General features: G+C 58.0%; 22 protein-coding genes. 9 read left to right on the top strand and 13 right to left on the bottom strand.

From position 1 onward, the window contains the following. Nucleotides 1-17: 17 nt before the first annotated feature. The 5 genes from KUV52_RS10655 to KUV52_RS10635 are packed head-to-tail and all read left to right on the top strand — an operon-like array spanning nt 18 to nt 6038. Entirely contained in the window at nt 18-1364 is a 1347-nt protein-coding gene (locus KUV52_RS10655; RefSeq protein WP_222525919.1) for an NfeD family protein, read from the top strand. Beyond that, the gene (locus tag KUV52_RS10650) at nt 1361-2137 is read left to right on the top strand and encodes a slipin family protein (RefSeq protein ID WP_222525918.1); all 777 of its coding nucleotides are present in this window, start codon (nt 1361-1363) and stop codon (nt 2135-2137) included. The genes KUV52_RS10655 and KUV52_RS10650 overlap by 4 nt, the downstream gene beginning before the upstream one ends. A 33-nt stretch (nt 2138-2170) precedes the next feature. Further along, nucleotides 2171-3082, top strand: a complete 912-nt coding sequence (locus tag KUV52_RS10645) for an AAA family ATPase (RefSeq protein WP_222525917.1) — start codon at nt 2171-2173, stop codon at nt 3080-3082. Continuing rightward, on the top strand, nt 3079-4032 hold the full coding sequence (locus tag KUV52_RS10640) for a DUF58 domain-containing protein (RefSeq protein WP_222525916.1): 954 nt from the start codon (nt 3079-3081) through the stop codon (nt 4030-4032). The genes KUV52_RS10645 and KUV52_RS10640 overlap by 4 nt, the downstream gene beginning before the upstream one ends. Next, nucleotides 4032-6038 carry a DUF3488 and DUF4129 domain-containing transglutaminase family protein gene (locus KUV52_RS10635; RefSeq protein WP_222525915.1) on the top strand — a complete coding sequence of 669 codons (2007 nt, stop codon included), beginning with the start codon at nt 4032-4034 and terminating at the stop codon, nt 6036-6038. Before KUV52_RS10640 ends, KUV52_RS10635 begins: the two co-directional genes overlap by 1 nt. Here KUV52_RS10635 and KUV52_RS10630 read toward each other — a convergent pair. Then, the gene (locus tag KUV52_RS10630) at nt 5993-7501 is read right to left on the bottom strand and encodes a transglycosylase SLT domain-containing protein (protein WP_222525914.1); all 1509 of its coding nucleotides are present in this window, start codon (nt 7499-7501) and stop codon (nt 5993-5995) included. The genes KUV52_RS10635 and KUV52_RS10630 overlap by 46 nt on opposite strands. A gap of 389 nt (nt 7502-7890) precedes the next feature. Here KUV52_RS10630 and maoP point away from each other — a divergent pair, with 389 nt between their 5' ends. Continuing rightward, complete coding sequence (maoP, locus tag KUV52_RS10625; protein ID WP_222525913.1) at nt 7891-8238, top strand: DUF413 domain-containing protein; 348 nt, start codon at nt 7891-7893, stop codon at nt 8236-8238. Beyond that, nucleotides 8238-9146 (top strand): RimK family alpha-L-glutamate ligase, encoded by a 909-nt coding sequence (locus KUV52_RS10620; protein WP_222525912.1) that lies wholly within the window; start codon nt 8238-8240, stop codon nt 9144-9146. Before maoP ends, KUV52_RS10620 begins: the two co-directional genes overlap by 1 nt. 47 nt (nt 9147-9193) lie before the next feature. On the opposite strand, the gene KUV52_RS10615 is transcribed toward KUV52_RS10620, so the two are convergent. Continuing rightward, nucleotides 9194-10552: a KamA family radical SAM protein gene (locus tag KUV52_RS10615; protein WP_222525911.1), complete on the bottom strand. Its 1359-nt coding sequence runs from the start codon at nt 10550-10552 to the stop codon at nt 9194-9196. A gap of 199 nt (nt 10553-10751) precedes the next feature. Here KUV52_RS10615 and KUV52_RS10610 point away from each other — a divergent pair, with 199 nt between their 5' ends. Then, nucleotides 10752-10988 (top strand): YdcH family protein, encoded by a 237-nt coding sequence (locus tag KUV52_RS10610; protein WP_222525910.1) that lies wholly within the window; start codon nt 10752-10754, stop codon nt 10986-10988. A 269-nt stretch (nt 10989-11257) separates the two neighbouring features. Then, entirely contained in the window at nt 11258-11566 is a 309-nt protein-coding gene (locus KUV52_RS10605) for a hypothetical protein (protein ID WP_222525909.1), read from the top strand. Between the two features lie 168 nt (nt 11567-11734). On the opposite strand, the gene KUV52_RS10600 is transcribed toward KUV52_RS10605, so the two are convergent. The 11 genes from KUV52_RS10600 to KUV52_RS10550 form a co-directional block, all read right to left on the bottom strand. After that, on the bottom strand, nt 11735-11932 hold the full coding sequence (locus KUV52_RS10600) for a hypothetical protein (protein ID WP_222525908.1): 198 nt from the start codon (nt 11930-11932) through the stop codon (nt 11735-11737). A gap of 244 nt (nt 11933-12176) precedes the next feature. Further along, a complete protein-coding gene (locus tag KUV52_RS10595; protein ID WP_222525907.1) occupies nt 12177-12800 on the bottom strand; it encodes a recombinase family protein in 624 nt (207 codons plus the stop codon). Between the two features lie 451 nt (nt 12801-13251). Beyond that, complete coding sequence (locus KUV52_RS10590) at nt 13252-14298, bottom strand: DUF429 domain-containing protein (RefSeq protein WP_222525906.1); 1047 nt, start codon at nt 14296-14298, stop codon at nt 13252-13254. Nucleotides 14299-14319: 21 nt separating this feature from the next. Further along, on the bottom strand, nt 14320-15084 hold the full coding sequence (locus KUV52_RS10585) for a hypothetical protein (protein WP_222525905.1): 765 nt from the start codon (nt 15082-15084) through the stop codon (nt 14320-14322). Between the two features lie 28 nt (nt 15085-15112). Next, nucleotides 15113-18265: a type I restriction endonuclease subunit R gene (locus KUV52_RS10580; RefSeq protein WP_222525904.1), complete on the bottom strand. Its 3153-nt coding sequence runs from the start codon at nt 18263-18265 to the stop codon at nt 15113-15115. Nucleotides 18266-18268: 3 nt separating this feature from the next. Further along, nucleotides 18269-18910 (bottom strand): hypothetical protein, encoded by a 642-nt coding sequence (locus KUV52_RS10575; protein WP_222525903.1) that lies wholly within the window; start codon nt 18908-18910, stop codon nt 18269-18271. Nucleotides 18911-18919: 9 nt separating this feature from the next. Next, nucleotides 18920-19675, bottom strand: a complete 756-nt coding sequence (locus KUV52_RS10570) for a hypothetical protein (RefSeq protein ID WP_222525902.1) — start codon at nt 19673-19675, stop codon at nt 18920-18922. Between the two features lie 129 nt (nt 19676-19804). Further along, nucleotides 19805-20707: a GIY-YIG nuclease family protein gene (locus KUV52_RS10565; RefSeq protein WP_222525901.1), complete on the bottom strand. Its 903-nt coding sequence runs from the start codon at nt 20705-20707 to the stop codon at nt 19805-19807. Between the two features lie 18 nt (nt 20708-20725). Next, nucleotides 20726-21451 (bottom strand): FRG domain-containing protein, encoded by a 726-nt coding sequence (locus KUV52_RS10560; RefSeq protein WP_222525900.1) that lies wholly within the window; start codon nt 21449-21451, stop codon nt 20726-20728. After that, complete coding sequence (locus tag KUV52_RS10555) at nt 21451-22851, bottom strand: restriction endonuclease subunit S (RefSeq protein WP_222525899.1); 1401 nt, start codon at nt 22849-22851, stop codon at nt 21451-21453. The genes KUV52_RS10560 and KUV52_RS10555 overlap by 1 nt, the downstream gene beginning before the upstream one ends. Beyond that, a complete protein-coding gene (locus tag KUV52_RS10550; RefSeq protein WP_261389964.1) occupies nt 22851-24866 on the bottom strand; it encodes a class I SAM-dependent DNA methyltransferase in 2016 nt (671 codons plus the stop codon). The genes KUV52_RS10555 and KUV52_RS10550 overlap by 1 nt, the downstream gene beginning before the upstream one ends. Between the last annotated feature and the right edge of the window lie 194 nt (nt 24867-25060).

Below are 25060 nucleotides of genomic sequence, written 5' to 3'. Positions count from 1 at the left end.
CCGGCCCGGAGGCGGCCATGCGTGTGCTGTTGCTTTGCCTGCTGCTACTGGCGCCCAGTGTGGGCGCTCAGGTGTGGGTGGTGCCGATAAAGGGGATCATCGGCCCTGCCAGCTCCGACTTTCTGGTGCATCAACTGGAGGATGCGGCGGAGAATGATGTCTCTCTGGTGGTGATCCAACTGGACACGCCCGGCGGACTGGATACTGCCATGCGGGAGATGATCCAGGCCGTCACTCAAAGTCCGGTGCCCGTTGCCACCTATGTTTCCCCCTCCGGTGCCCGTGCCGCCAGCGCGGGCACTTACCTGCTGTTGGCCAGCCATGTGGCTGCCATGTCACCAGGTACCAACCTGGGGGCGGCCTCTCCGGTGGCGATAGGGATGCCCAGCCAGCCCACGTCTCCGGATCCCGACACTGACCCATCAGCCGGTGAGCCGGAGGCGTCCCCGGAGGACAATGACAAGGTGGTGGCGAAAACCACCCTTGAGAAGAAGGCGTTGAATGACGCCATCGCCTACATCCGCAGTCTGGCGGAGCTCCATGGCCGCAACGCCGAGTGGGCGGAGAAGGCGGTGAGCGAAGCCGCCAGTCTGCCCGCCAGCGAGGCGCTGGAGATGGGGGTGATTGACCTGATCGCCGGGGACATTCCGTCCCTGCTTGAGGCGATCAATGGCCGTGAGGTCACCCTGCTCGGCCAACCTCACGTCATCGACAGCCAGGGTGAACTGGTCACCCGTGCCCCCAACTGGCGCCACCGCTTCCTGGCGGTGATCACCAATCCCAATGTGGCCTACATCCTGATGCTGGTGGGGATATACGGTCTGATCCTGGAGTTCTACAACCCCGGCGTCGGCCTGCCGGGAGTGCTGGGAGGCATCTGTCTGCTGCTGGCGATGTACGCCCTTCAGATGATGCCTCTCAATTACGCCGGACTCGCCCTGATGATTCTGGGGATCATCCTGATGATTACCGAAGCATTAAGTCCCAGCTTCGGACTGTTTGGCATTGGTGGCGTCATCGCCTTTGCGCTGGGCTCCACCATGCTGATGGATTCCGACCTGCCCGGTTACCAGGTTGCTCTGCCCCTGATCCTGGGGATCTCACTGACCTCACTGGGGGTGTTCACCCTGGTATTGAGCATGGTGCTGAGAGCCCGACGACGCCCGGCCACCACCGGCGATGTACAACTGGAAGGCGCTCAGGCGCAGGTTGTCGACGGTTTTCCCGGCCCGGGTCGGGTGCGGTTCGGTGGCGAGATATGGCAAGCCACCAGTGATGAGGTTCTGGAACGCGGCGAAGCCGTCACCATTCTCCACCGACAGGGGATGACCCTGTCCGTACGCAAAAGCAAGGAGTCCGAATGATCACCCAATACACCCTTCTCAGTGTTCTGGTTCTGGTGGTGGCACTGCTGGTCAGCATGTTCCGCATTCTCAGGGAGTACGAGCGGGCAGTGGTATTCCTGCTGGGACGTTTTCAAAGGGTCAAAGGGCCCGGCCTGATCATCATCATCCCCATTGTGCAGCAGATGGTTCGCGTGGATCTGCGCACCATCGTACTGGATGTGCCAACCCAGGACCTGATCACCCGGGACAACGTGTCGGTACGGGTTAACGCCGTGGTCTACTTCCGGGTGCTGGATCCGGAGATGGCGATCAACAATGTCGAGAACTACCTGGAAGCCACCAGCCAACTGGCGCAGACCACCCTGCGTTCGGTGCTGGGTCAGCACGAGCTGGATGAACTGTTGGCCGAGCGGGAGACCCTGAACCGGGATCTGCAATCGATTCTGGACCAGCACACCGACAACTGGGGCATCAAGATCGCCAACGTCGAGATCAAACATGTGGACATCTCTGAGTCGATGGTTCGGGCCATGGCCCGTCAAGCGGAAGCGGAGCGGATGCGTCGGGCCAAAGTGATTCACGCCACCGGGGAACTGGAAGCGTCGGCGAAACTGGCGGAAGCGGCCTCAGTGCTGGTCAGCCAACCCAACTCGCTGCAACTGCGCTATCTGCAAACTCTGACGGAAGTGGCGTCTGACCGCACCAACACCCTGGTGTTCCCGGTGCCGATGGACCTGATCAACCGTTTCGCCGAAAAGCCTACTGGCAAGGGCGGGGATCCTGACCAATAGTGTTAAGTCCCCCTAACTTATTGAGATGGTGGCATGTCTTCCGATCTGAACGGCGCACTGAAACAACTGGAACAGGTCCTGCTGGACAAATCCAACGCCCTTCGTCTGGCAATGGCCTGCCTGCTTGGCGGGGGTCATCTGCTGATCGAGGACCTGCCCGGGATGGGGAAAACCACCCTGTCGGCGGCACTGGCCCGCACCCTAGGGCTCAGTTACCGCCGGGTGCAGTTCACCGCCGATATGCTGCCCGCCGATCTGCTGGGGGTGAACATCTTCGACCCCCAGCACAAGGCGTTCGAGTTTCACCCCGGACCGATCTTCTGCCAGTTGCTGCTGGCCGATGAGATAAACCGGGCCAGCCCCAAAACCCAGAGTGCCCTGCTGGAGGCGATGGCAGAGCACCAGATCAGCCTGGATGGCACCACTCACCCGCTGCCCACCCCCTTCTTTGTGGTCGCTACGCAAAACCCCCAGGAGCAATCCGGCACATTCCCGTTGCCGGAATCCCAGTTGGACCGTTTTATGATGCGGTTGAGCCTGGGCTACCCCGATCAGGCCGCCGAAAAACGGTTGCTCAAGGGGGACCACCGGGCCGACGAGCTGGATACCCTGCCCGCCTGCCTGGACCCTGAGCGACTGCTGGCCCTGCAACAACAGGCCAGCCGCGTCGCCGCCACCGATGCGGTGCTGGATTACCTGCTGGACCTGGTGGCCTGCTCCCGTCGCCCCGAACTGGACTGCGCGCCACTGTCGCCAAGAGCCAGCCGGGCCCTGCTGGCCGCCGCCCGCGCCTGGGCGCTGATGGCGGGTCGCCAGTATCTGGTACCGGACGATGTTCAGGCGGTGTTTCCCTCCGTGGCCGAGCACCGGCTGCGTGCCGGTCAGCACACCGACGGTTCGATGCGCTCCCAATTTATCCTTGAGCAGGTCAACCCGATCCGATGACCACCTCATCGCTCTCCCCCAGGGGCTGGTGGCAACAGTGGCTGGCACGGCGGATGCCACCCGCCCGCAGGCAGAAACTCACCCACCGCAGCGTCTTTATCCTGCCCACCGCACTGGGGATCGGGTATCTGGTGCTGTGCGCGGTGCTCTTTATCTTCGGTACCAACTACCAGAACAACCTGATCCTGGGGCTCTGCTTCCTGTTGGTGAGCCTGTTCAATACCTGCCTTCTGCTGGCGTTTCGCAATCTCTCCGGCCTCTCCCTCTCTGCGGGTGAAGGGCACGCCCGCTATGCCGGTGAATCGGTGCCCTTTGATGTCACCCTGTCTGGATCCCGGCCCCACTACCACCTTGAACTGCGCTTTACCGGCGGGTCCGCCCGTTACGTGGCTACCGTGGGCCATCGGCCCCGCACGGTGCAGGTGCCCCATCCTCCGGCAACACGGGGCCGCTTAACCCCGGGACGGCTGGTGATCGCCAGCGCCTTTCCCCTTGGACTGTGCCGAGCCTGGTCCAAGCTGGACCTGGACCAACAGGCGCTGGTCTGGCCCGCTCCGGAAGTTGGGCCGCTTCCGACTCCCCTACCTCTGTCCGAACAGGGACATCAGAGCGAGCGACACCACGCGGGCGTCGATGACTTTCACGGCCTGACCCCCTGGCAACGAGGCCAGAGTCTGGCCCGGGTGGCCTGGAAGCAGGTGGCCCGGGGCGGCGAGTGGCAGGCCAAAGCCTTTGTCACCCCGGAGGGGGTGCCTGCCGAACTGACGCTGGACCCCTCACTGCCCCTGGAAACCGCATTATCCCGCCTGACCCATCAGATGAACGAACTGCACCGCCATCAGCAGCCCTACGCCCTGCAGTTGGCGAGCCACCACTATGGGCCGGACCTCAGTGAGGCTCACCGCCAACGCTGCCTGGAAGCACTGGCCCTGTATCCGGAGCGTCCCTGATGCCCGCCCGCCCCAGTCGCCGCCCCATCAGCCGACGCACTCAAGGCTGGCTGCTGCTGGCCCAGGTGGCGATCATTCTGCCCCTGGCCAATCACTGTACTCCCTGGACCCTGGCGATCCTCACCCTCTGTCTGCTCTGGCGACTGGGGATCTTCTTTGGCCGCGTTGCCAAACCACCGCGGTTGCTGGTGAACCTGTTGGGATTGGGCGCCTTGATCACCCTCGGTCTGGTGGTCAGTCACGTTGGGATGCTCTCCGCACTGATCAACCTGCTGGTGCTGGCCTACGGCCTGAAAACCATCGAAATACGGCACCATGGCGATCTCTCCGTGGTGGTGCTGACCGGCTTCTTCCTGATCGGTCTGCACACCCTGGACCGGTTTGGTCCCGGCGTTGCCCCGCTGCTGCTGTTCTGCGTCTGGCTCAATATCCAGGTGCTGCTCTCCATCTACCGACCCGGGCCGCTGCTGGCGGGCCCTAAGCTGGCCGCACAGATGCTGCTGCTCAGTCTTCCCCTGGCGCTGTTGCTGTTTCTGCTGGTGCCCCGCATCGGCCCCCTGTGGAAGATGCACGGCAGCACGGTGGCCCACACCGGCCTGAGTGAGACCCTGGAGTTGGGCGATATTGCCCAACTGGGCCGTTCCGGTGAGCTGGCCTTTCGAGCCAGTTTCGACGGACCCACTCCCGCCCCGGAGGCACTGTACTGGCGGGCGTTGGTGCTGGACCGCTTTGACGGCGTGCAGTGGCAAGGCTCCCCACCCCAGGCCACCATTCCCCTGCCCAGCGAACGGGAGGGGCAAAACTACACCCTGACGGTACAGCCCAGTCACCAGACCTGGCTGGCCACCCTGCCCGGCACCACCAGTTTCGACCCCCGGATTGGGCACCTGACCGATGGCCGACTGCTGTGGATGAACGCCCCCTCCCATCGGCAGCAACTGACGCTGCAGTGGCAGCCGGAGAACGCCCACCAGTTGCCCCTGTCACCGGAGCAGCGCCGCCAGTACCTGGCATTGCCAACGGAAGGCAATGCCCGCAGTCGCGCCTGGGCCCAAACCCGACTGGCTGAGAGCGGTGACCCGACCACCATGGTGCAGTCGGTGTTGGATCACTTCCGGGAAGCGCCCTATCGCTACACCCTGAGTCCACCGCCGCTGGGTACCGACCAGATCGACAGCTTCCTCTTTCAAACCCAGGCGGGCTTCTGTGGTCACTACGCCTCTTCGCTGGTGTTTCTGGCCCGCGCGGCGGGGATCCCGGCCCGATTGATCACCGGTTACCAGGGCGGTGACCTGAGCCCGGACCGCACGGTGCTGACCGTCTATCAGTTCAATGCGCACGCCTGGGTTGAGCTCTATCTGCCGGAGCGCGGATGGGTGCTGGTTGATCCGACCGCGGCGGTGGCCCCCTCCCGGGTCGAGCAGGGACCCGAAGTGGCACTGGCCGACGATCCGGAGTTTCTGGCGGAGGGCACGGGGCTGCTGCGCTGGCACGAATGGCCCCTGGCCCGGGCACTGCACCGCTACATGAGCCTGTTGGATCACCGCTGGAGCCAGTGGGTGCTGGGGTTCGACACCCAGAAGCAGCAGACGCTCTGGCGGGATTGGTTCGGTCAGTTCCGGGTATGGGACATCGCTCTGGTGATGGCGATGGGGATCGGACTGCTGGCGCTGTTTCAGGCCTGGCTGCTGGGGTTATGGCGTTGGCCCAAGGCCACGCCTGCACCACTGCACCATTACCGGCGCGCCCTGAAGCTGCTGAGCCGTCACGGACTGGCGATGAATCGCGGTGAGGGGCCTCAGGCGTACCTGCGCCGTCTGACCCAGCAACGACCAGACCTGAATGCGCCGCTGACGCTGCTGACCGAGCGCTATCTGCAACAGCGGTTTGACCCCAATTCGCCCCCCGACACCCGCGCCATGCGCGACGCGCTGCAGGCGTTGGAGCAAGCGTTAAAAGATCAGCGGTTGGGGTTCAGTCCCCGCTCCAGCACCTCACGGATCTGATCCCGCTGCGTCTGCTCCTCCAACACCCGCTTGTAAGCGATGTAGTAACGATAAAGGTTGGCCACAAAGGTGACGGTCTCCAGCCCGATGTCGGCGGCCGCCAGGTCCTCCACGTTATTGAACCACTCGTTCGGGTCCCGCCCACGCTGCGCCGCCGCCCGGCGCAATCGATTGATGCGATTCGGCCCGGCGTTATAGGCTGCCATCGCAAACAGCGCCCGGTTGAACTCGCTGAGCTCCGGTTCATTGAAATACTGCTCCCGCAGCAGAGCCAGATACTTGGTGCCCGCGTGGATGTTGTTATCCGGGTTGGTCAGATCACCGATGCCGATGGCGGGATCCCTCGCCGTTGCGGGCATCACCTGCATGATCCCCACGGCACCCACCTGGCTTCTGGCGCGAGGGTTAAAGCCCGACTCCTGAAAGGCGAACGCCGCCAACAGTACCCAGTCAAAATCGTACTGCTCACCGTACTGCTGAAACAGCGCCACCAACTCCGGCACCGGGCCAAAGGGCTCGGTGGTTAAGCTCGGTTTCAGCCAGTTATCGTCAATCAGATAACGGTGGGCGATCAGGTTCATGCTGAGGCTCCCCTGCGGATGCCGCTCAACAAACTGGTTCATCTGGGCCAGCAGGGCCGGATTGTCCTTTCGCAGCCCGAAGGCAATGGCACCGCCCTGACGCAGTGGCACTTTGCGCTGGGCGGTCAGGTTGGGATACCGCTCGAGCCAGGGGCCCAGTTTGTGATCGTCGATGACGGTGGCATCAAAATGGCCGCTGGCCACCAGCGCCAATAGGTCCTCATCCTCCAGCCTCGGGTCCGCCGGTATGATCGCCATCTCTGGCAAACCTGCCGACCTCAGTCGCTCATTCATCGCCACTGCGCTGGCGTAGTAACTGGACTCGGTTCTGAGCACCAGAGTGCGCCCTGCCAGCTCCGTCCACTGCTCAAGCTGAGGCCAGGCCGGACCGCTGATCACCAACTCCGCCACACCCTGACGCCAGGGCTCGCTGAACGCGATTAACACTTCACGCTCCGGGGTGATGGTGAGGTTGGCCATGATCAGATCGCCATAGCCTTCGAGAAGAAACGGGATCAGTTGGTCCCGGCGTACCGGGATGGGGGTGAGTTTCAGTCGGCGCGCTTCCCGGCCCAACTGTTTGACCAGGTCTTCTTTCAGCAGCTCAAGCAGGGAAACCACTTTGCCCTTGGGGCGGCCCCTCTCGATGTAATACCAACCGAGGGTCAGGGTGGTCAGTACCCGGATCTCGCCCTCCGCCACCATGGCATCCAGGTCGTCAAAACGGGCACCGGAAAGTGCTGGCCAGATGGAGGTCAGCGGCGCTTCTTCATCCAGGGACTGATCGGCCAAAAGAGGCAGGGTGGGAAAGGCTCGAGCAGGGGCACTGCTGAAGGTCAGCAATGCCCCAAGGAGAAGAAGAGGTGCAATAGCAACCGCCATGGCCTGTCCTGCTTTGGACCCTCCATGGCGCGTCGGGACCGCCCTCCAGCGTCCAAACCCCGACGGGGTTCAGCAATAAGTGTAGCGTCAGTCGTTTCGAGACTGTCTGACGGGCTTGGCTGGGCGTCGTCGCCCGGGCCTCGACGCAGGCTCGTCATGGGGACGGGACCGGTGAGGTTTCTGACGCAGGGGGGCGTCAAGCCAATTGTCAGGGATACGGTTCATCTTCAAACCCTTACAAAGCAGGTTGCTCAATCTTGCGCCAATGAGTTTTAACAAAACAGTGAGGATTTTTTGCGTCCAGCCAAGAATTTTTTCGTTTTGTCGCTTTCCTCTTCTCCCCTATAGTCGCGCCTCCTCAAAATGAGCGATGCAGAGAGACAACAACAGTGGCAGAGAGTCCAGTTAGTTTTCACGCTCTGTCCCGCTTTGCGGACAGACGATACCCCCGCGGGCTGGCCCGCAGCGGCTTTTTCACCCTGAGTGAAGCCGAGCGTCTGGAGCGTCACGGCACGGCCTATGCAGCCTTGACCAACGCCGAGCGGACGCCAATCAACGAGGAAGAAGAGGCTTTCCTGGCTGTCGTCAAAGGGCAGCGCGAAGCCCAAAGCCCCCATGAAAAAGTGTGGGTTAAGTATTTGGCCACGCTGAACCGACGCCGTTACGCTCTGACTGCCTCTCCCCAAAAAGGCGAATGGAGCGACTCCGAGGACAGCAACTTGGATATGGACCTGTAATGAAAGGTTGGATTTTTTACAGTAAAGACCGTGCCGATCTGCCGGCAGACAACTACGAAATTCGTCGTATTGTCGCTGCGGCAGAGGCCCGGGGTATTGAGATCGACGTGATCCGCCCCGACCGCCTGGAAATGGTGGTGGGTGAACACCTGGCCCCGAGTCTTTATCTGGATCAGGAGCCGGTGGAGCTGCCCGACTTCGTGCTGCCCCGTCAAGGCGCCACCACCAGCTACTTCACCCTGAGTCTGCTGCGCTTCCTGGCCCAGCAGGGTGTAAAGGTACTGAACAGCGCCGACGCCATCGCGCTGTGCGGTGACAAGATGCAGTCTGCCATTGCACTGGCCCACCAGGGCGTGCCGATGCCGGCTGCGATGCTGGCTCGTTTCCCGGTGGACACCGATGCGGTAATCCGCAAGATGGGCATGCCGCTGGTACTGAAAACCCGCAGCGGCAGCCAGGGCACCGGCGTAATGCTGATGCGCAGCGAGTCCCAGTTCAAGGACATGATGCAGCTGATGGGTAACGTAAACCCGAAAGCGGAAATGATGTTCCAGCGCTACGTACAGTCCAGCCACGGTCGCGACATCCGCGTTATCGTGGTCGGCGGTAAAGTGGTTTCCGCCATGGTGCGCCAGGCGGCGGAAGGCGAATTCAAAGCCAACGTACACGCCGGTGGCACCACCTCTCCTCAGGAACTTACCCCTGAGCTCGTGGAGCTGTCCGTTCGCGTTGCGACCCTGCTGAACCTGGACATTGCTGGCCTGGATTTCCTGTGCGGCGAAGATGGCCACTACCTGCTGTGTGAAGCCAACTCCTCCCCGGGCTTCAAAGGCATGGAAGCGGCCCACCCGGACTTGAACATGGCCGAAGTGCTGGTCGACCTCGCGGTCGCCACCTGCCAGCGCTAAAAACAGAACGCCCCGCAATTGCGGGGCGTTTTTCGTTTGGGGAATCTTTACTCGCCGAGCTTTCCGCCCATCGCCTCGTACTCCGCCTGCCAGAAGAACTTCTCCTCACCGAATGCCGGTTTGAGGTCATCCAGCCAGTGGGCGCTTTCATCGTATTTGGCAAAGAAAGGCCGCTGTGCCCACTCCGGGTTACGGGCCTGGATAAAGCGCAATACAAACACCTTCTCTCCCGCCACTTCGGTAATGCCCTGGATCTCCACCTTGCCAGGGCCAGCGCTCATGCTCGGACCACGGGCGGTACGCGCCAGCCCGGAGACCTTACTGATCGCCTGACGGTAAATCTCATAGGCCTGATGCAGCGGCACCTCGAAGTAGCGCTTCGGCCCGGTATCCCGCTCCACAAACATGTAGTACGGAATGATCCCCAGCTTCACCTGCTTCTGCCACATTTTCGCCCAGTCATCAGCGTTATCATTGATGTTCTTAAGCAGCGGTGCCTGAGCGCGGATATTGGCGCCGGTGGCGCGGATGCGGCGTACCGCCTCCTCAAAGATGGGGGTTTCCATCTCCTGCCAGTGGTTCAGGTGCGCCATGATGGAGACGTGCTTGCCGCTCTGCACCAGGCGGCGGAACAGGGCCAGCAACTCATCCGCGTCGTCATCGGTCACAAAGCGGTAGGGCCAGAAGGTCAGCGCCTTGGTGCCGAAGCGGATGGTCTGGACATGCTCCATCTCCGGGCTGTCGATCAACGGCTCCACATATTGGGCGATCTTCTTGGTTTTCATCACCATGGGATCCCCGCCGGTGATCAGCAGGTCACTGATCTCCGGATGCGCTGCGAGGTAGCGGTGCAGCGTATCGGCATCGTTGGAGTTGAAGCGCATCGCCTTGCCAACAAACTGAGCCCAGCGGAAACAGAAGGTGCAGTAGCTGTGGCAGTACTGGCCTTGGGAGGGAAAGAACAGCGCGGTCTCTTTGTACTTGTGCTGCATGCCCGGCAGCTTCTCACCGTCGAGTTCCGGCACGTTCAGGCTCATCTGGCCCGCGGGGTGCGGATTCATCTCAGCCCGCAACACCTGTCCCAGCTCAAACACCTCTTGCGGTGACGGGTCCTGCTTAAGCAGCGCTGCCATGCGATCAAAAGCTTCGGGGGCCAGCATCCCCTTTTGCGGGAAGGAGAGCTGAAAGATCGGATCCTTGGGCAGGTTGTTCCAATCGATCAGGTCATTGGCGACGTATTCGTTCACCCGGAACGGCAGCACACTGGCAACCACCTTCATTTCAAACTTCAACGCCTCGGGCAGGCGGTCAACCAGCTCGATCTTGTCCAGCTGACGCTGTTGGTACACCGTAAACCGGCGCTTTGGGAAGATCTGCAAGGTCGCCACTTCAGCAGGAATGTTCATATACGACACCCATTTAATAATTATTCTTGCGCGCAGCGAAAAGAGAATTCGCGCGCAGCCCTGCGGAAAAAGGCGTAATTTTAATGGTTTTTTGACTTTTTTTAAACCGCGCCCCGTTTTGGTCGCCCAAGCACCCTGACGTTCTGTCCCTGCGGGGCTATGCTTAGTGGGTGTCAAACCCCCTACTGCGGAGGCGTTTATGTTGGGTGAACCACATGATCTTCCACACGAGTTTCCCAGGCTCGCGAACCAGATAGACCAACGCACCGAATCCGACCCACTCTTTGCCGAACTGTCAGAGCAATACCACCAGATCGATGACGAGATCCGTCATCTGGAACTGGCCGGCTCCCCCATCAGCGACAACAACCTGCTGAGCATGAAGATGACCCGACTGAGGCTAAAAGATCGCCTGTACGATCTGCTCACTCGTTGATCCCTGCCAGGGCGCCGTCTGGCGCCCTAAATCCGCCTCAACTTTCTGGTACACTTGCCCTTTATCATTCAAAGCGGAACACCTGAATGCGGCAAGACGAAACCCTGCTGTGGCACGACTATGTGACACGTTGCTGAGTGGCATACAGTACGCATTTAGGTGGTAGGCAGAATGGATTTTGTACGCAAATTTGTACGTAGAACTACCGAGGACCGACGGTGTAAAAACTTTAGGTTCGGTAATGAGTAAAGTTGAAAAGGAAGGCAACTATGACGACTGCAGACCAACTGAACCTAGACAAGTCCATAGGCGGCTACAACGTAACTCAGGTTCAAAACAAACAGGCGTCCATACCAGATTACGGTGGCATTAATGATGGTGACACTGTGCACCTAAGAAAGGGCAAGTACGACTTCACAGTGACCAATGTTGAGCGCAGCCCGGATGGATACACTGGCAGGTTGGATTACATCGATCCCCTAGGCGGCATATCTTGGGTTATCGAAGATCGCGAGCTAAAGCGTGGGGACGCATTCACCTTCACTGAAGCGCATGTTTTTAGGTGTGTTCGCGCATAAAGCCAGAAGGTAGCTACAAGCTCCAAAACATGGGCTCCTGTACCTGACACTGCTTTGACTGCAGACTTGCGCGGCCAGAGTAGATAGGTGCGTCCAAGCCAAATTGGAAGCTGGCGTAACGAGAAATGCCGTGTTGCAACCGATAATCCCCACTGGTAAGCGATATGACTACCAGCGGCGGTTGCGCATGCGGAGCGACACAATGATCACTATGCACAAGATTAACGTCTGACCGGGATACTCTGAGATAAACGTGCCGAACACGCCCAGCATGTTATCAATTACCGCCTCGCCTGCACTCTCATAGATATTCACTGGCTCAGTACCACCGCCTTTGCCTGAGACAAAAGGCTGCATCCATTCCATTGTTTTTACTTCCGCTTCCGTGTTTGACCCATAATGAATCACTTCGACTGGATGGGGAAGTCCTATCAACCACCCGACCGCGGTATCCAGATTTGCGCACCGTCATCGGCGAAGAAGTAGGTAGTAATCAGGTGCTACACAGCAGATTCCCGCACGGCCTCCGCCTGTCGATATCGCCTGGATTGCAGGCTAGATTTGATTGCCTCTCGATACAGATCAGTTCAAGCCACTGTAACAACTGCTCTTATCCCTGTGTGTGCTCGGCTTTCTTTACTCTACCAATGGTGCTTCTGGAACATCCGGTGACGCGCTGGATCTCAGACCAACTCACCCCCTTCGCTAAAAGGGCTTGGATGTCACTGTGCAGCTTTGTGTTGGTTTGCCGCCCCTTGTACCTCCCTTCTGCCTTGGCGGCCTCTATGCCCTGCTTTTGGCGCTTTCTGCGGGTCTCGTAATCATCCCTGGCCATACCGGCTGCCAGGTCGAGCATGAAGTCGGTGAGCAAGCGCGTGATGAAGCCATCGCTCTCGCCTTCCCGCACGGCGCTATAGGTCATGGGTTGGTCTGCAACCAGTATCCGGATCTGGGCCTGGTCCAAGCGGTGTCTCAACGCCTTCCACTGCTCGTAGGGTAACCTTGTTAGCCGGTCTACCTTCTCCACCAATAGGACATCGCCAGGCTCACAATCGCTGATCAGCCGGTTCAGCTCTGGCCGGTCAACTTTCGTCCCAGACTGGTTCTCCACGTAGTAACCGGCTATGCGAAAGCCCCCAACTTTGGCCAGACCCTGCAGCTCTTCCCTGGCCCGCTCGGCATTTTGATCATCGGTGCTGGCGCGCATGTAGGCGCGAACGATGCGAATTGTCATGTTCCATCCCTGGTTCGTTTTGAGTGGTTCTTTATTTATGGTTCGTTTTGGGTGGCATTACAAGAATTATCGAACCAAAGTCAGCCCAGTTCCATCTGGTTCGGCTGATGTATACCCTATCGGAACCAAAAAGGCGCCCAACTTTGGGGCGTCTGGACGTCCAGCCATCCACGGTAGGACTCCCAATTAAGCACAATATCTCAGCGGGCAGCCATCCAGGCAAACATACTGTTGAAAAGGCCGGACTAAGCAGTGGCCCCTGCCATTATGGGGTTACAGCACTCGATGGAACCCGCGCGGGAAATGGAGGGGGGGGGGCTTTGAGGAGGGGGGAGAGGGCAAAACATCACTGCCTGTCTTCTTTTACGTCCGCCTCTCGGAAAGTTTAAGGTTTCATGGGATTGGATTTGTAACGGCCCCAGCTCCGAAAGGCCGCTATGGCTTGGCCGTCTTAGAACGGGATATCCGCCCTTCCTCGCTGGCATGTTGGACACTTGCACTGGAATAGACTGGTGCCATTCACGCCATAAACACAGCCACAGCGCTCACAGATCACCCGATAAGCAAGCTGGCCATGGTCTGTTCCCGGAGTACCTCGCGTCCCCCCGACTCTCTGTGCGTTGCAATTGACATAGCCAATCTGGGTGCTGGCCGACGAACCGCCACGCCACTCGCCCCGCTCACTATCATCGCGGTGTTTAGCTACCGTCGCGTTTTCATGGGAGTGAGTACTGATTACTTTGCCGCAGTTCAACGCATAGACCCAACCCTCATCCCTCACATATCCAGGAGCTGGCCCCAGAATACATGGCAAACTCAGCGCCTCCTCCTCTCCCAATGCACACAGGCCATGGCCAAGTGCGACCAGCGCCGCCAAGGCAGCATCATAAACGTCACCGGTTTGCGGCACGGGATCTGGCAGAAAGGGACGAAACATGGGCTTAGCCGGTGACGCTGATTCCGCGGCATCCTTGAGAAGGGCGGGATAAACCTCAATAACGGCACGAATGGCCTCGTCCGCGTCCTGCGGAAGCACGGAGTACCCTTGGCGACGCAGCGCGTGCAAAGCCGACATGGCAACCGTGGCGTTGTTGCCAAGGCGATCGAATACTGGCGACATGGGCTTCTTTCCAAAGGTCCAGTGCACCCAGCGTTCACAGTCACGATAGGCCAATGGATTGTCGATCTCCGCCTGTGGGGCCGTATCGAGCACCGGCTCACCAGCAAGAAGACGCTTAAACGCCAGGGGATAGGCTAACGGGGCGTCAATGCCAATGGTTACCTGTTTAGCCTTTGCCACAACGTCCACTGAGACTCCCGCCGGAGACAACAGGGTATCAAGTGACAACGGAGCACGCTGAGACAGCGAGAAAGCGGGGCTGATCCCCAACCAAGTCACCGCTTTATCCCCTCGCCGCCAGGCAGCGACCGCCACGGCCTGCTTTTTACCCTGCCAGCCGCCGACGTCCCAGCCAATGGCAATAACGTCCCACGCCATTTCCTATAGACTCATTTGGTGCTAAACAGCATCATCTAGCTCCGAATCTTCTTCACCATCCCGAAGCGCAACAACACCTAAATAGAGACAGATCGGTACTGTTTTGCGCATCGCTGGTCCTTGAAGATCCGAGGCCAACCATAAGCCACTAACACCCCACACAATCGGACCTAGTGGTGCTGCGCCAAAGCGCTGAGCGATGAGCCGAGCAACTTGGTTAAATGCCTGTTTTCCTATGATCTGGGCTATAAACCCTAGCACTACTTCCAACAGCACTTTCTGCACAACAACAGGGCCTAAGAACTGCATCAAAATCGGCAAAGTTAACACCTTGCCGCGCCCCTTGAGGTATATAGTTAGATCCTCCACCTTTACGGAATCAAGCTTCATCTTTCGGAAAGTTTCAGCTAGTTCTTCTGGTGTTTTCTTCGCAAGTGTTGCTTCAACTTTCTGTTTAACGACTTGCTCTAACTTCGCCTCGATGCTTGCACCCGCCTTTGTATTTACTTTTAGATTTTTAACAACATCATCAACAACCTCTTCGGCGGATACACCGGGGTCATCCGAAAAAATCAGGCGCTTTAAGTACGCAACATCAGATGAACCGTAGTAACGGATCTGCTTATCGAGCAGGTAAATTAACTCTTGCCGGTCAACTTCACCCTCTTGCACACCTTTTAATAGCAGCTTTCGCTTTTGATCATCCGTGAACGCGAAATAGCTATCAAGAACCTCAGAGATGAACTCAAAATCTTCGGCAGTACACTTTGCGAGCAGGTCTTTCATCTTCACATCCTTTTGAATTGCAGTTTGTTTAAACTCTGGCTGTTACACCCTTAACCAACATCCCCAACACCAGCTTGTTGAACTCCCTCGCCACCTCGGGCTTGGACAGGTATTCGGTGGTGAGCTGGGTATAGGACCCCATTGCTTCGATCATCGCCGTCTCCATCGCCTTGGGGAAGTCGCCTAGCATGATCTGAGCTTCGCTGTTGTTCTCCACCTGGGCCATCACCGTCTCGTTCTCACTGATCTTGGATACCGCCCCCTGCAATAGGGTAAGTTTGTCGCCGTCGGTGGTCTCTGCGCCAAACAGGTCGTTCATCTTTTCCAAGATCTCAGACAACAAGTCGCGCTCCTCCTCCCTCGGCTTAGCACTACCAAGGCCCGTGGTGCCCGTCAGGCCATCACCCTGCCCTTCTCGCAGCTTGAGGTCCTGGGTGCGCTTCTCTTTCAGGTGATAGTGGCTCAACGCCACGGCGGACAGGTCGATCTCCTCTTCTTCCAGCACCTCCTGGCGCAACAGTGGCAACAGGTGACGGGCATAGACCGACAGCTCTTCCAGCACCTTGTCCTGGAACGGGGTGATCTGAGACACAAACTCGTAGTAACGGACATAGCCGCCAAGATCCTTCTTGAACAAGTCCAGCTCACTACGGACCTCTTCCGCCATCTTGACGCTGCGCTCGGCATTGACCCGGTCGGTCTCACTTCCTCCCAATGCCACCCGTTTGAGCTGCCTGCGCGCCTCTCTCAGCGTCTCGTTGGCATGACGGTAGCGCTGGGCATAGCGTTCCTGTGCAGGCTTGATATAGCCGGTAAGAGCCTCAGCGCCCCGCTTCGGGTCGTAGTAGGCATCGGCAAAAGTGCTGACCTCGTTGCGATTGATGACGGTGCTGTCCATCAGCTTGTGTTGCAGGTCGTACACCAGATTGGGGTCAGACACCTCCGCCAGCTCCGCCACCTCGTAGTACTGCTGAAACTGCTCAAGAATGTCTTGAGGGTCATTGACGAAGTCCAGAACGTAGGTGGTTTCCTTGCCCGGATAGGTGCGATTGAGCCGTGACAGGGTCTGGATGCAGTCCACGCCGGTCAGCTTCTTGTCCACGTACATGGCGCACAGCTTGGGCTGGTCAAATCCGGTCTGGAACTTGTTGGCGACGATCATCACCTGATACTCATCGGTGTCGAACGCCTTACGCATGTCCTGCCCTTTCAGGCCCGGATTCATGTTGGTTTCGGTAAAGGGCTCAGGACTGCTGACCGGGTCATTCACCTCACCGGAGAAGGCCACCATCGCCTGAATGTGTGTATATCCCTGCGCCTTGACGTATTTATCGAATGCCAGCTTGTAGCGCACCGCCTCCATCCGGCTGGAAGTCACCAGCATCGCCTTAGCCTCGCCGCCCAGAAGTGCCATCACATTCTGTTTGAAGTGCTCAACGATCACCTGCACCTTCTGGCCGATGTTGTGGGGGTGTAGTGCCACCCACTTGGCCAGCTTAATGCGCGCCTTCTTGCTGTCCACCTGCTCGTCGTGTTCCTGGCCCTTCAGCGCCAGGCGATAGGCCATCGAGTAGTTGGTGTAGTTCTTCAGTACGTCAAGAATGAACCCCTCTTCAATGGCCTGACGCATGGAGTAGACATGAAACGGCTCAGGCTTGTTGTCCGGGCCGATGGGCAGTTCAGGATTGGTCGGGCGGCCAAACAGTTCCAAGGTCTTAGCCTTGGGCGTGGCAGTGAAGGCGAAGTAGCTGATCTTATCCGAGCCGCCACGCGCCGCCAGGGTCGCATTCATCAAGTCCTCGGCGGACAACTCCTCTTCGTCTTTCAATTGCTCGGCCATCAGTACTTGGCGCAATTGGCGTGCCGTGCTGCCAGTCTGGCTGGAGTGGGCTTCATCGGCGATCACCGCAAAGGTGCGGTCCTTCAGCCCGGCGCTCTCCTGAATGGCCTTGAGCACATGGGGGAAGGTCTGGATGGTCACAATGATGATCGGCGTACTCTGCTCCAGCGCCGCCGTTAGCTGGGCAGACTTGCTGCCATCGCCCTCTTCTCGATTGATTCGGCTGATCACCCCATCGGCGTGTTCAAACTGGCTGATGGTCTCCTGCAACTGGCTGTCGAGCACGGTACGGTCGGTGATGACAATCACCGAGTTGAACACCTTATCCCCCGCCACATCGGTCAGAGACGCGGCCTGATGCGCCAGCCAGGCGATGGAGTTGGATTTGCCGGAGCCCGCCGAGTGTTGGATCAGATACTTCTGTCCTGTGCCGTCCTTGCGAACGGCCGACAGCAGGTTGTTCACCACCCGCCACTGGTGATAACGGGGGAAGATCATGGTTTCTTTGCGCTTGAGGTTTCCCAGGGCATCGAAGCTCTCCTTCACCTCCAAGTGAATAAAGCGCTGCAAGATCTTCAGCAGGTTGTCGCGCTGGAACATCTCGTCCCACAGGTATTCCGTGGCATATCGACCACTGTCCGGCGGGGGCTGATCGTTACCTGCCGCACCGGCACTGGTGCCCCGGTTAAAGGGCAAAAAGAAAGTGTCCTCGCCAGCCAGCTTGGTGGTCATGGCCACCTCAAACTGGTTCGCGGCGAAGTGCACCAGGGCTCCGCGCTTAAACTTCAGCAACGGCTCATCTTTGCGGTCCGTCTTGGGCTTGCGGTCATAGCGATACTGCTTCTTGGCGTTCTCGAGACTCTGCTTGAAGCAGGATTTCAGCTCCAGTGTGGCGATGGGCAAACCATTTAGAAACAGGGTTAGATCGAGACGGCCATCATAGCCGTGAGGGCTGTAGATCAGCTCCGGCACAACTCGCAGGGTGTTCTTCTGGTAGCGCAGGTTCAGTTCCGGATTGAGGTTGGAATCGGGCTTGAAAGTCGCCACCTTTAGGCGCACGCCTCGGTCTTCAATCTGGTTGCGCAAAAGCCACAAGGTGCCTTTACGGTCCAACTGCCGCACTGCTGCATTAAGTAAGTATTTTTCCGGCTCACTGCCGTAGATGGTACAGAAACGCTGCCACACCTCCGGCTGGGTATCCTGCACATAGGCCAGCAAGTCCTGCGGGTACAGCGCCCTCTCCTTGTCGTACTCGGCGCTGTGGCCCACTAGCCAGCCCTGGGATTGCAGGGCTGCGATGATGTGGTTTTGAAATGCCAGTTCCCGTGCTTTGTCTTGCATTCGTTATTCCTGCTCAAATTTCGCGTAACCGCGTGAGTGCAGTTGGTCTTTTATCGTTGCGATCAACCCTTGTATCGCTTCTGGCGTGCCCAAAGTCGCTATATCGAACTCCAGGCCAAACGCCCGACCTCCGGTCTCAAACTCAACACAATCCGTATCCAACATTGGCCAGTCGTGATTCGCATACAGTTTCCACCAGCCCTCTTGCTGCTCACCATCACGCTCGGCCCCATAGACGTATATCCGCAAGACGGAGCGGCTCTGCTCCGGTCCTGTGGCAATGTCCAGTGGGTTCCATGATTTTTTGGTGGACTCGAAAGCGTCATCCACAGCGGTATCCGTAACCAAGTGAATGACCAGCATGTAGCCGCCTTCGACAAGTTGATGAGGACTAGGGATGTCATCGCTCAAGAAGTGGAAGACAGTGTTGTGTAACGGTGAAAAGTCCCACTTCCACTTTTTGAAGGGGCTGGTGGCACTGCGACACGGCGCATTGTGATGCACCGGTTGCCAATAGTAGAAACTGCTATTGAGCTGGCTGCCTATCGTTTCGATGATCGGCAGCATACGTTGGTGAAAGGCCACGACCAATCGCTGAGCGGTACGCAGATCACGCATGATCGGGTTGAGGTCTTGTTGTTCCATCTTGTTGGTCTATCCGTGGTTTTCCGCCGAAATGGCAGGCGCGCCCAGGTCAGCAATGGCGCCTACAGGCTGAGTCATGCGCAAGCCACTCAATGCGAGCGCGCTCAGTCCCTCTGCGAGCTTGGGCTTGTTGTTGGGTGATACGTGAATGGGCCAGTCGCGCAAAAGTGACAAGGCGCCCAGCGACGGATACGTAAGCTTGGCCAAATCTCCCAGGTGGTGCTCGCGGTACTCGACTCGATAAAGCGTGAGCGCCGCGAGTATATCCTCCAACACCCGACGATCTGTGTTTGGCCACAGCCCCGTATCAGCCTGACACAGTGCAAAGACGGACTGAGCAAAACCTTGCCAATCCGAGCTGAACAGCTGGGGGAGAGGCTCAAACATCTCCTCGGCCTCAAGCCGCTCCAACAAGGGGGCAAATAGAGTCTGATTGTGCTGATGGTTACCGCCCAGCGCTAAGAACAGGACTGGTCTCTCGCGGTATTCCTCCGGCAATGATTCCAACTCCCGATACCATTGACTACTGCACTGTGCGCCATCACCCGGCCGTTTCACCTCGACCACCACACAGCCCCAGTCGAAGTGCCATATCACATCCGGCTCAACCCGTGTCTGCACGCCTGAGCGGAAGTTAGGCCAGTAGTCGATCTCTTTGAGCGTATCGAATTCAAAGCCACTTTCAGGAAGCACCTGTTGCAACAGTGCATTCAACGCGCCTCCCGAGAGATAGGGTAAACGCGACATGATGGCTGCAGTGAGCATATCCTCTCGTTCACGAAACAGCTCACGTACGGGGACTTTGATGCCACCGACATCCACCCGCCCCGACTTATTGCGAGTTATGGCGTAAAGCATCCCATGCCCTTGTTTTGATGTTCCATGTCGCGCTGGTCATTCCGCGGATTCCAGTTGCTGCTGCTGCCAGTCACCATAGTTTTGGCCACCATTAGCCAGTACCCAGTCTTTTCGCCCGTTGCTGTTGTATCCTTTCACCACCGCCGCCGCAGCGCTGGGACTGGAAAATGCGTAGTCTTTAGTAAACTTGGCAGTACCGTCGCCACACAACTGTATAACGCCGCTGTCAACAAGAGACATCCATAGGTTGTTGTAACCCGTTTGACTGCGGTCTTCAGCCTTTGTGATGGAGCCAGCCTGAACCACAAATTCACCGTCGTGCTCCTGCGCCTTAGCTCGGATCTTGTGTTTGGCCACCTTCAACTCAAACTGCGGCAATGCATCTGGATTGCTTTGCTGCAGCACCTTCGTATTGGGCTCACGCAGAAAGTCATGGCCCAGTGCTGGCAATAGGGTCTGGATCTGATCAATAAAGAAGGCCATATCCGCCAGATCCGCCTCCGGCAGACCTTCATACTGGTGATTGGTGCCGTTGACCAGGCTGCAGCGACCGGAGCCTTTGGCCATTGCCATCAGTTGGCACTCCAAGTACTTGATATGGGCCTTGGTCAGGTTCTGATCCTTACTGGTCACCAGACACACCTTCTCCCAAAAGTCCTTGCCACCCTCTCCTTCAGGACGGTTATGCTGCTTTAAGCGAACGGCCACGTTATCGGACTCACCAATATAGACCTTGGGCCGACTGCTATTGTCCGGGTCTGGACCCACCAAGAAATATACTCCGGTGCGGCCGCACTCTGGGCGCTTAACCAGGTCCGCCAGGCGACTTCTTGGAGCGGTCAGCACATGGCCGGTCCAGTTTACGATCTCGGCGGTCAGCAAGCCGTGCGGGCTGCCATCGACCAAAAACAGGCGGATACTACGTCCTTGCACACTCATAGTCAGTCCTTTAATGGTTCAGGTGGTAATACCCTGCATGACTCGGTTCTTCACGATCTGGGCAATGGCATCCAAGCTGGGCGGGTAAATCAGGTCTTGCACCAACCCTTCCGACTCCAACTGAGACAACATCACCTCGACTTTAGTCGGAGCTACCCTCACCCCTTGCAGCGCATTTCTCAGGTGGCGGTTCTGTTCCAGCGCCACAAAACCGTTCTTCCACTTGTCGTCATGTTTGGACAGGGAAAAGTAGCCCTGCTGCGCACGGACGCGCGGAATGTTGAAGGTGGTCTCAAACAATTTGGTGCGAGTGCCACGAAACGGTCGTTCCTTCCCCTGATCCTCAACAAAGTCCTGAGCATCGGGGCACAGCTGCCAAACCACAGGTTCCGAACCCTGAGTCTCCCTCACCTTTTCGAGTGCAAACCACAATGCGATCTTGGGATCACTGGTCCAGTCCAATAGCCGGGTCGGCAAACCATGGTGCTGTGCTACTACCAGCCAGTCCCAATCGTTTTTAGGGACAATATGAAGGCAGCGCTCAGCCTCACACTTAAAACCTGTTAGCAGCGCCTTCTCGCGCTCCAACAATGTCGACGATGCGCCTATACGGCAAAGGCTGGGCAGCATGGGCCAAGGCAGCCGCTGTCCTCGGTACAGTACATGTTTGGTGTTACGCTTGGTCTCAGAAGCCCACTCAAGGAATTCAGCAACACTGTGAACCGTGGCAATCAGTTGACTCATTACGGACGCTTCCATTCACGCAGGTCGATCTTGCCGGTGACGGCAGCGGAAATCAGGGCAGTGCGGCGTTCGTTAGACAAAGAGATTGAGTGATTTGCAGCAGCAATAGTCTGATCGATTGAGAGCGTAATCCCTTTGACCTTGGCTACGATCTCTTTTTGCTCCGCACGCGGCGGAAGCGGTGTAGGTAATGTTTCGAACTGATCTGTTCGCAAGCATTTTGTGCCATGTGCTGAACTATCGACGAGATCCAGAACTGGCTGCTTGAGTCCCTGTAAACACATAAGCAGATATTCACCATCGACATTGTCGCCACATACCAGTGCCTTCATATCTTGATTTATGGTCACGGGCTTTGAGGTGATGGCCACTGGCACGGAGTGCGCCAAAATCATACCGCGAACAACGATCAGAACCGAACCTGTAGGAATTAGTTTCGTTGATGACTCGCGCACTGCATCCATCGTAATGCTATCGATCGACTCAGCAATAACTTCCCGTTTCATATCTTTGGGAGATACCCAAGGTATATCCCCGCCCCAATACGACGACTTGTCCTTAGAAGGCGTGCCGCCCCCCATGAATCGGCACAAATAACGCGGTTGGCTAATCTGCCAATGCTCTGGCACTTGGCCGAGCCATTCGACGCCGGAATCTTTCATGGGGGCGTCGGGGTTGAGGCCCTTGGTGACGACGTGGGAGATCACCGCCTGACGCTTTTCCTTCAGCAGTTCAATCAAACGCTGCTGCTTGGCGATCAGGTCGTCAATGCGGGCGGTCTCGTAGTCGAGGAAGGCGGCGATAGTGCGCTGCTCATCGTATGGCGGCAAATAGAAGCTGTAATTGCCAATGGCTTGTTGAGAGATCCCAAGAAAGGTAGCCCCCGTACCGTTGACTTTGATAAACCCCTGAAACAACTCGGTCAGCAGAAAGTAAAACAAGAATTTAGGGGCATAGGTTGGCTCAGCCCCGTCAGCCACCAACGGTCGGAAAAGCAACAAGTGGCTATTCAGGCAGGACGGGCCAGGGAGGCTATCAACAAAAGCCATCTTTCCCATCGCAGCCCCATCCTTCATAAGCAGAATATCCCCCTCTTGGAGTTGAATATTGCTATCAAGGTTGTACCGTTCCATTGATACACGCGGGCATCGTTCCCACTCAATTACGCAGTTCCTGAAATGCGCGCTACTAACAACATGAGGGCCTTCGTCACGATACTCGGATGCCTTAAGTCCCTGCCAACCAAGTCTGCCTTTCAACGACGATTCGAACTTGATGCGTGTAGGCTCTTGCCAATGCTCAGGAACCTCACTTAGCCCTTCAACTTTCGAAGCTTTGTAACGTGGGTACGGCTGGTATCTGCCTTGACTAGCCTGCACTTGCTCCTTCACTTCCGTCATCAGGAGTGTACCTCCGCCAGCAGCCCCATGATCTCCTTGGACACCGCATCCAGATCGGCGTCAATCGCTTCCAGTGAGCGCGGTGGCTGGTACTGGTAGAAGTGGCGGTTGAAGGGGATCTCGTAGCCCACGATGCCCACCTGGCCATCCAGTTCGTCGGTCTTGCTGGTGTCGATCCAGGCGTCCGGCACATGGGGCAGCACCTCACGGGCAAAGTAGTCGTTGATGTCCTCAGACAGCGGTACGTTTTCATTGTCGCGCAGATCCGGGTTGGCCTCCGGTTGGCCCTTGGTCTTGCAGACTTCGGCGGCGTCATCCTGCTCACCGATGTGCTTGCAGATCAACTTAAAGGCCGGGGCGGGCAGTTTTACGCCGTCCATCTGAGCTGCAAGCTGTTTCTTAAACTGGTCACGGCTGAGCAGCTTATCGCTGGTAAAGCGGCCCAGGGCGGTCAGGATGGCGGATTTGAGGGTGCCATCGAGCTTGTCCCAGCCCTTGTCAGAGGTGAGGGCGGCGATACGTTCCTCATCATGGGGGTAGAAGGCCAGCTTAAGCGGACGCTCTACGGTGATGCGGCGATAGCCGAAGTCACGGGTGTTGAACAGTTTGGCGATCCCGCTCTGTTCGATCTCGGTGGTGTCATAGCGGCTGTAGAGGCTGACCAGACGTTCCAGCACTTCGTCGCTGAGCTGCTTACGCTTGGAGCCGAGGGATTTCCGCATCGGAGAGTGCAGGTCGGCGGCGTTGATCAGCAGCACCTTCTTCTTGCGTTCTGCCGGCTTGTGGTTGGACAGCACCCAGATGTAAGTGGCGATGCCGGTGTTGTAGAACATGTCGGTGGGCAGGGCGATGATGGCGTCCAGCAGGTCCTGCTCCAGAATGTAGCGGCGGATCTCACTCTCGCCACTCCCTGCCCCACCGGTAAACAGCGGAGAACCGTTCAGGATGATGCCGATACGGGAACCGGCCACCTCGGTGGTGGGGTTTTGCATCTTGCTGATCAGGTGCAGCAGGAACAGCAGAGAACCGTCAGAGACCCGGGGCAGACCGGGACCAAAGCGACCGTCGTAGCCTTTGAGAGTGTGCTCGTCCTTCACCGCCTTCTCGATCTTCTTCCAGTCCACACCGAAGGGCGGGTTGGAGAGGCAGTAGTCAAAGCGGTTGGCGGGCAGCTGGTCGTTGGACAGGGTGTTGCCCAGCTTGATGTTCTCGATGTCCTGCCCCTTGATCAGCATGTCGGCCTTACAAATGGCGTAGGATTCGGGGTTGAGCTCCTGGCCGAAGGTCCGCAGTACCGCTGCACTGTTGAGTTCGTGCAGGTATTCCATGCCGCAGGAGAGGAAGCCACCGGTGCCCGCTGTGGGGTCGTAGATGGAGCGGATCACCCCGGGTTTGGTCAGGGCGTCATCGTCGGTGGCAAACACCAACGAGGTGGTCAGACGAACGATGTCCCGGGGGGTAAAGTGTTCCCCGGCGGTTTCATTGGAGCTTTCCGCAAAACGGCGGATCAGATCTTCAAACACCAAACCCATATGGTAGTTGTCTACCGACTCGGGGGAGAGGTCGAAGTGGGCGAACTTCTGCACCACCTTGTAGAGCAGGTCGGCCTTGTCCAGCTCGGTGATGAATTTCTCGAAGGCGAAGTGCTCGAAGATCTCCCGAGCATCCGGGGAGAAGGCCCGAACGTAGGCGTCCAGGTTGTCCCAGATCTGGGTTTCCCCCAGCTTGGACAGGTCAAGCTTGGAGGTGTTGTAGAAAGACTGTCCGGCCGCGTTAAGCAGGATCTTGTTGGCGGCCTCTTCCGGCATCGTCTTGGTGGCGTCTACGGTGGACAGCACTTTGTCCTTGGTGGGTGCCAGTACGCACTCCAGACGACGCAGTACGGTAAAGGGCAGGATGATGCGGCCATACTGGGACTGTTTGAAGTCACCACGGAGCAGATCAGCAACGGACCAGATCAGGCCCGCCAACGAAGAGGTATTGGTGTTCATTTGTGTGGCGCGTTTCAACAACATGGGGCATCCGTGCCGGAATAAAAAATTGGACCTAGATTACCAATGGATCGGCGGTGGGCCTAGGTCAAAAAGCGGAGAGGGATCACCTCTTGCGACGTTGGTCGTGAACCACCGTCTTATTCGGGTTCTGCGCTTACAGGTAGAGGTGCCTACCCTATCGTGTACCGTCCATCACGTCAGGTCGTTCCAGGCCA

Source organism: Ferrimonas balearica (genome assembly GCF_019802055.1).
In the GTDB taxonomy this organism is placed as follows: domain Bacteria; phylum Pseudomonadota; class Gammaproteobacteria; order Enterobacterales; family Shewanellaceae; genus Ferrimonas; species Ferrimonas balearica_A.
The sequence above is the reverse complement of the archived record's forward strand: the minus strand, read 5'-3'. Positions and strand labels throughout refer to the sequence as shown.

What these genes read in the sequence shown, in the direction of transcription:
- KUV52_RS10655 (WP_222525919.1), top strand. Translation starts at nt 18, where the DNA reads ATGCGTGTGCTGTTGCTTTGCCTGCTGCTACTGGCGCCCAGTGTGGGC.
- KUV52_RS10650 (WP_222525918.1), top strand. Translation starts at nt 1,361, where the DNA reads ATGATCACCCAATACACCCTTCTCAGTGTTCTGGTTCTGGTGGTGGCA.
- KUV52_RS10645 (WP_222525917.1), top strand. Translation starts at nt 2,171, where the DNA reads ATGTCTTCCGATCTGAACGGCGCACTGAAACAACTGGAACAGGTCCTG.
- KUV52_RS10640 (WP_222525916.1), top strand. Translation starts at nt 3,079, where the DNA reads ATGACCACCTCATCGCTCTCCCCCAGGGGCTGGTGGCAACAGTGGCTG.
- KUV52_RS10635 (WP_222525915.1), top strand. Translation starts at nt 4,032, where the DNA reads ATGCCCGCCCGCCCCAGTCGCCGCCCCATCAGCCGACGCACTCAAGGC.
- KUV52_RS10630 (WP_222525914.1), bottom strand. Translation starts at nt 7,501, where the DNA reads ATGGCGGTTGCTATTGCACCTCTTCTTCTCCTTGGGGCATTGCTGACC.
- KUV52_RS10620 (WP_222525912.1), top strand. Translation starts at nt 8,238, where the DNA reads ATGAAAGGTTGGATTTTTTACAGTAAAGACCGTGCCGATCTGCCGGCA.
- KUV52_RS10615 (WP_222525911.1), bottom strand. Translation starts at nt 10,552, where the DNA reads ATGAACATTCCTGCTGAAGTGGCGACCTTGCAGATCTTCCCAAAGCGC.
- KUV52_RS10610 (WP_222525910.1), top strand. Translation starts at nt 10,752, where the DNA reads ATGTTGGGTGAACCACATGATCTTCCACACGAGTTTCCCAGGCTCGCG.
- KUV52_RS10605 (WP_222525909.1), top strand. Translation starts at nt 11,258, where the DNA reads ATGACGACTGCAGACCAACTGAACCTAGACAAGTCCATAGGCGGCTAC.
- KUV52_RS10600 (WP_222525908.1), bottom strand. Translation starts at nt 11,932, where the DNA reads ATGGAATGGATGCAGCCTTTTGTCTCAGGCAAAGGCGGTGGTACTGAG.
- KUV52_RS10595 (WP_222525907.1), bottom strand. Translation starts at nt 12,800, where the DNA reads ATGACAATTCGCATCGTTCGCGCCTACATGCGCGCCAGCACCGATGAT.
- KUV52_RS10590 (WP_222525906.1), bottom strand. Translation starts at nt 14,298, where the DNA reads ATGGCGTGGGACGTTATTGCCATTGGCTGGGACGTCGGCGGCTGGCAG.
- KUV52_RS10585 (WP_222525905.1), bottom strand. Translation starts at nt 15,084, where the DNA reads ATGAAAGACCTGCTCGCAAAGTGTACTGCCGAAGATTTTGAGTTCATC.
- KUV52_RS10580 (WP_222525904.1), bottom strand. Translation starts at nt 18,265, where the DNA reads ATGCAAGACAAAGCACGGGAACTGGCATTTCAAAACCACATCATCGCA.
- KUV52_RS10575 (WP_222525903.1), bottom strand. Translation starts at nt 18,910, where the DNA reads ATGGAACAACAAGACCTCAACCCGATCATGCGTGATCTGCGTACCGCT.
- KUV52_RS10570 (WP_222525902.1), bottom strand. Translation starts at nt 19,675, where the DNA reads ATGCTCACTGCAGCCATCATGTCGCGTTTACCCTATCTCTCGGGAGGC.
- KUV52_RS10565 (WP_222525901.1), bottom strand. Translation starts at nt 20,707, where the DNA reads ATGAGTGTGCAAGGACGTAGTATCCGCCTGTTTTTGGTCGATGGCAGC.
- KUV52_RS10560 (WP_222525900.1), bottom strand. Translation starts at nt 21,451, where the DNA reads ATGAGTCAACTGATTGCCACGGTTCACAGTGTTGCTGAATTCCTTGAG.
- KUV52_RS10555 (WP_222525899.1), bottom strand. Translation starts at nt 22,851, where the DNA reads ATGACGGAAGTGAAGGAGCAAGTGCAGGCTAGTCAAGGCAGATACCAG.
- KUV52_RS10550 (WP_261389964.1), bottom strand. Translation starts at nt 24,866, where the DNA reads ATGTTGTTGAAACGCGCCACACAAATGAACACCAATACCTCTTCGTTG.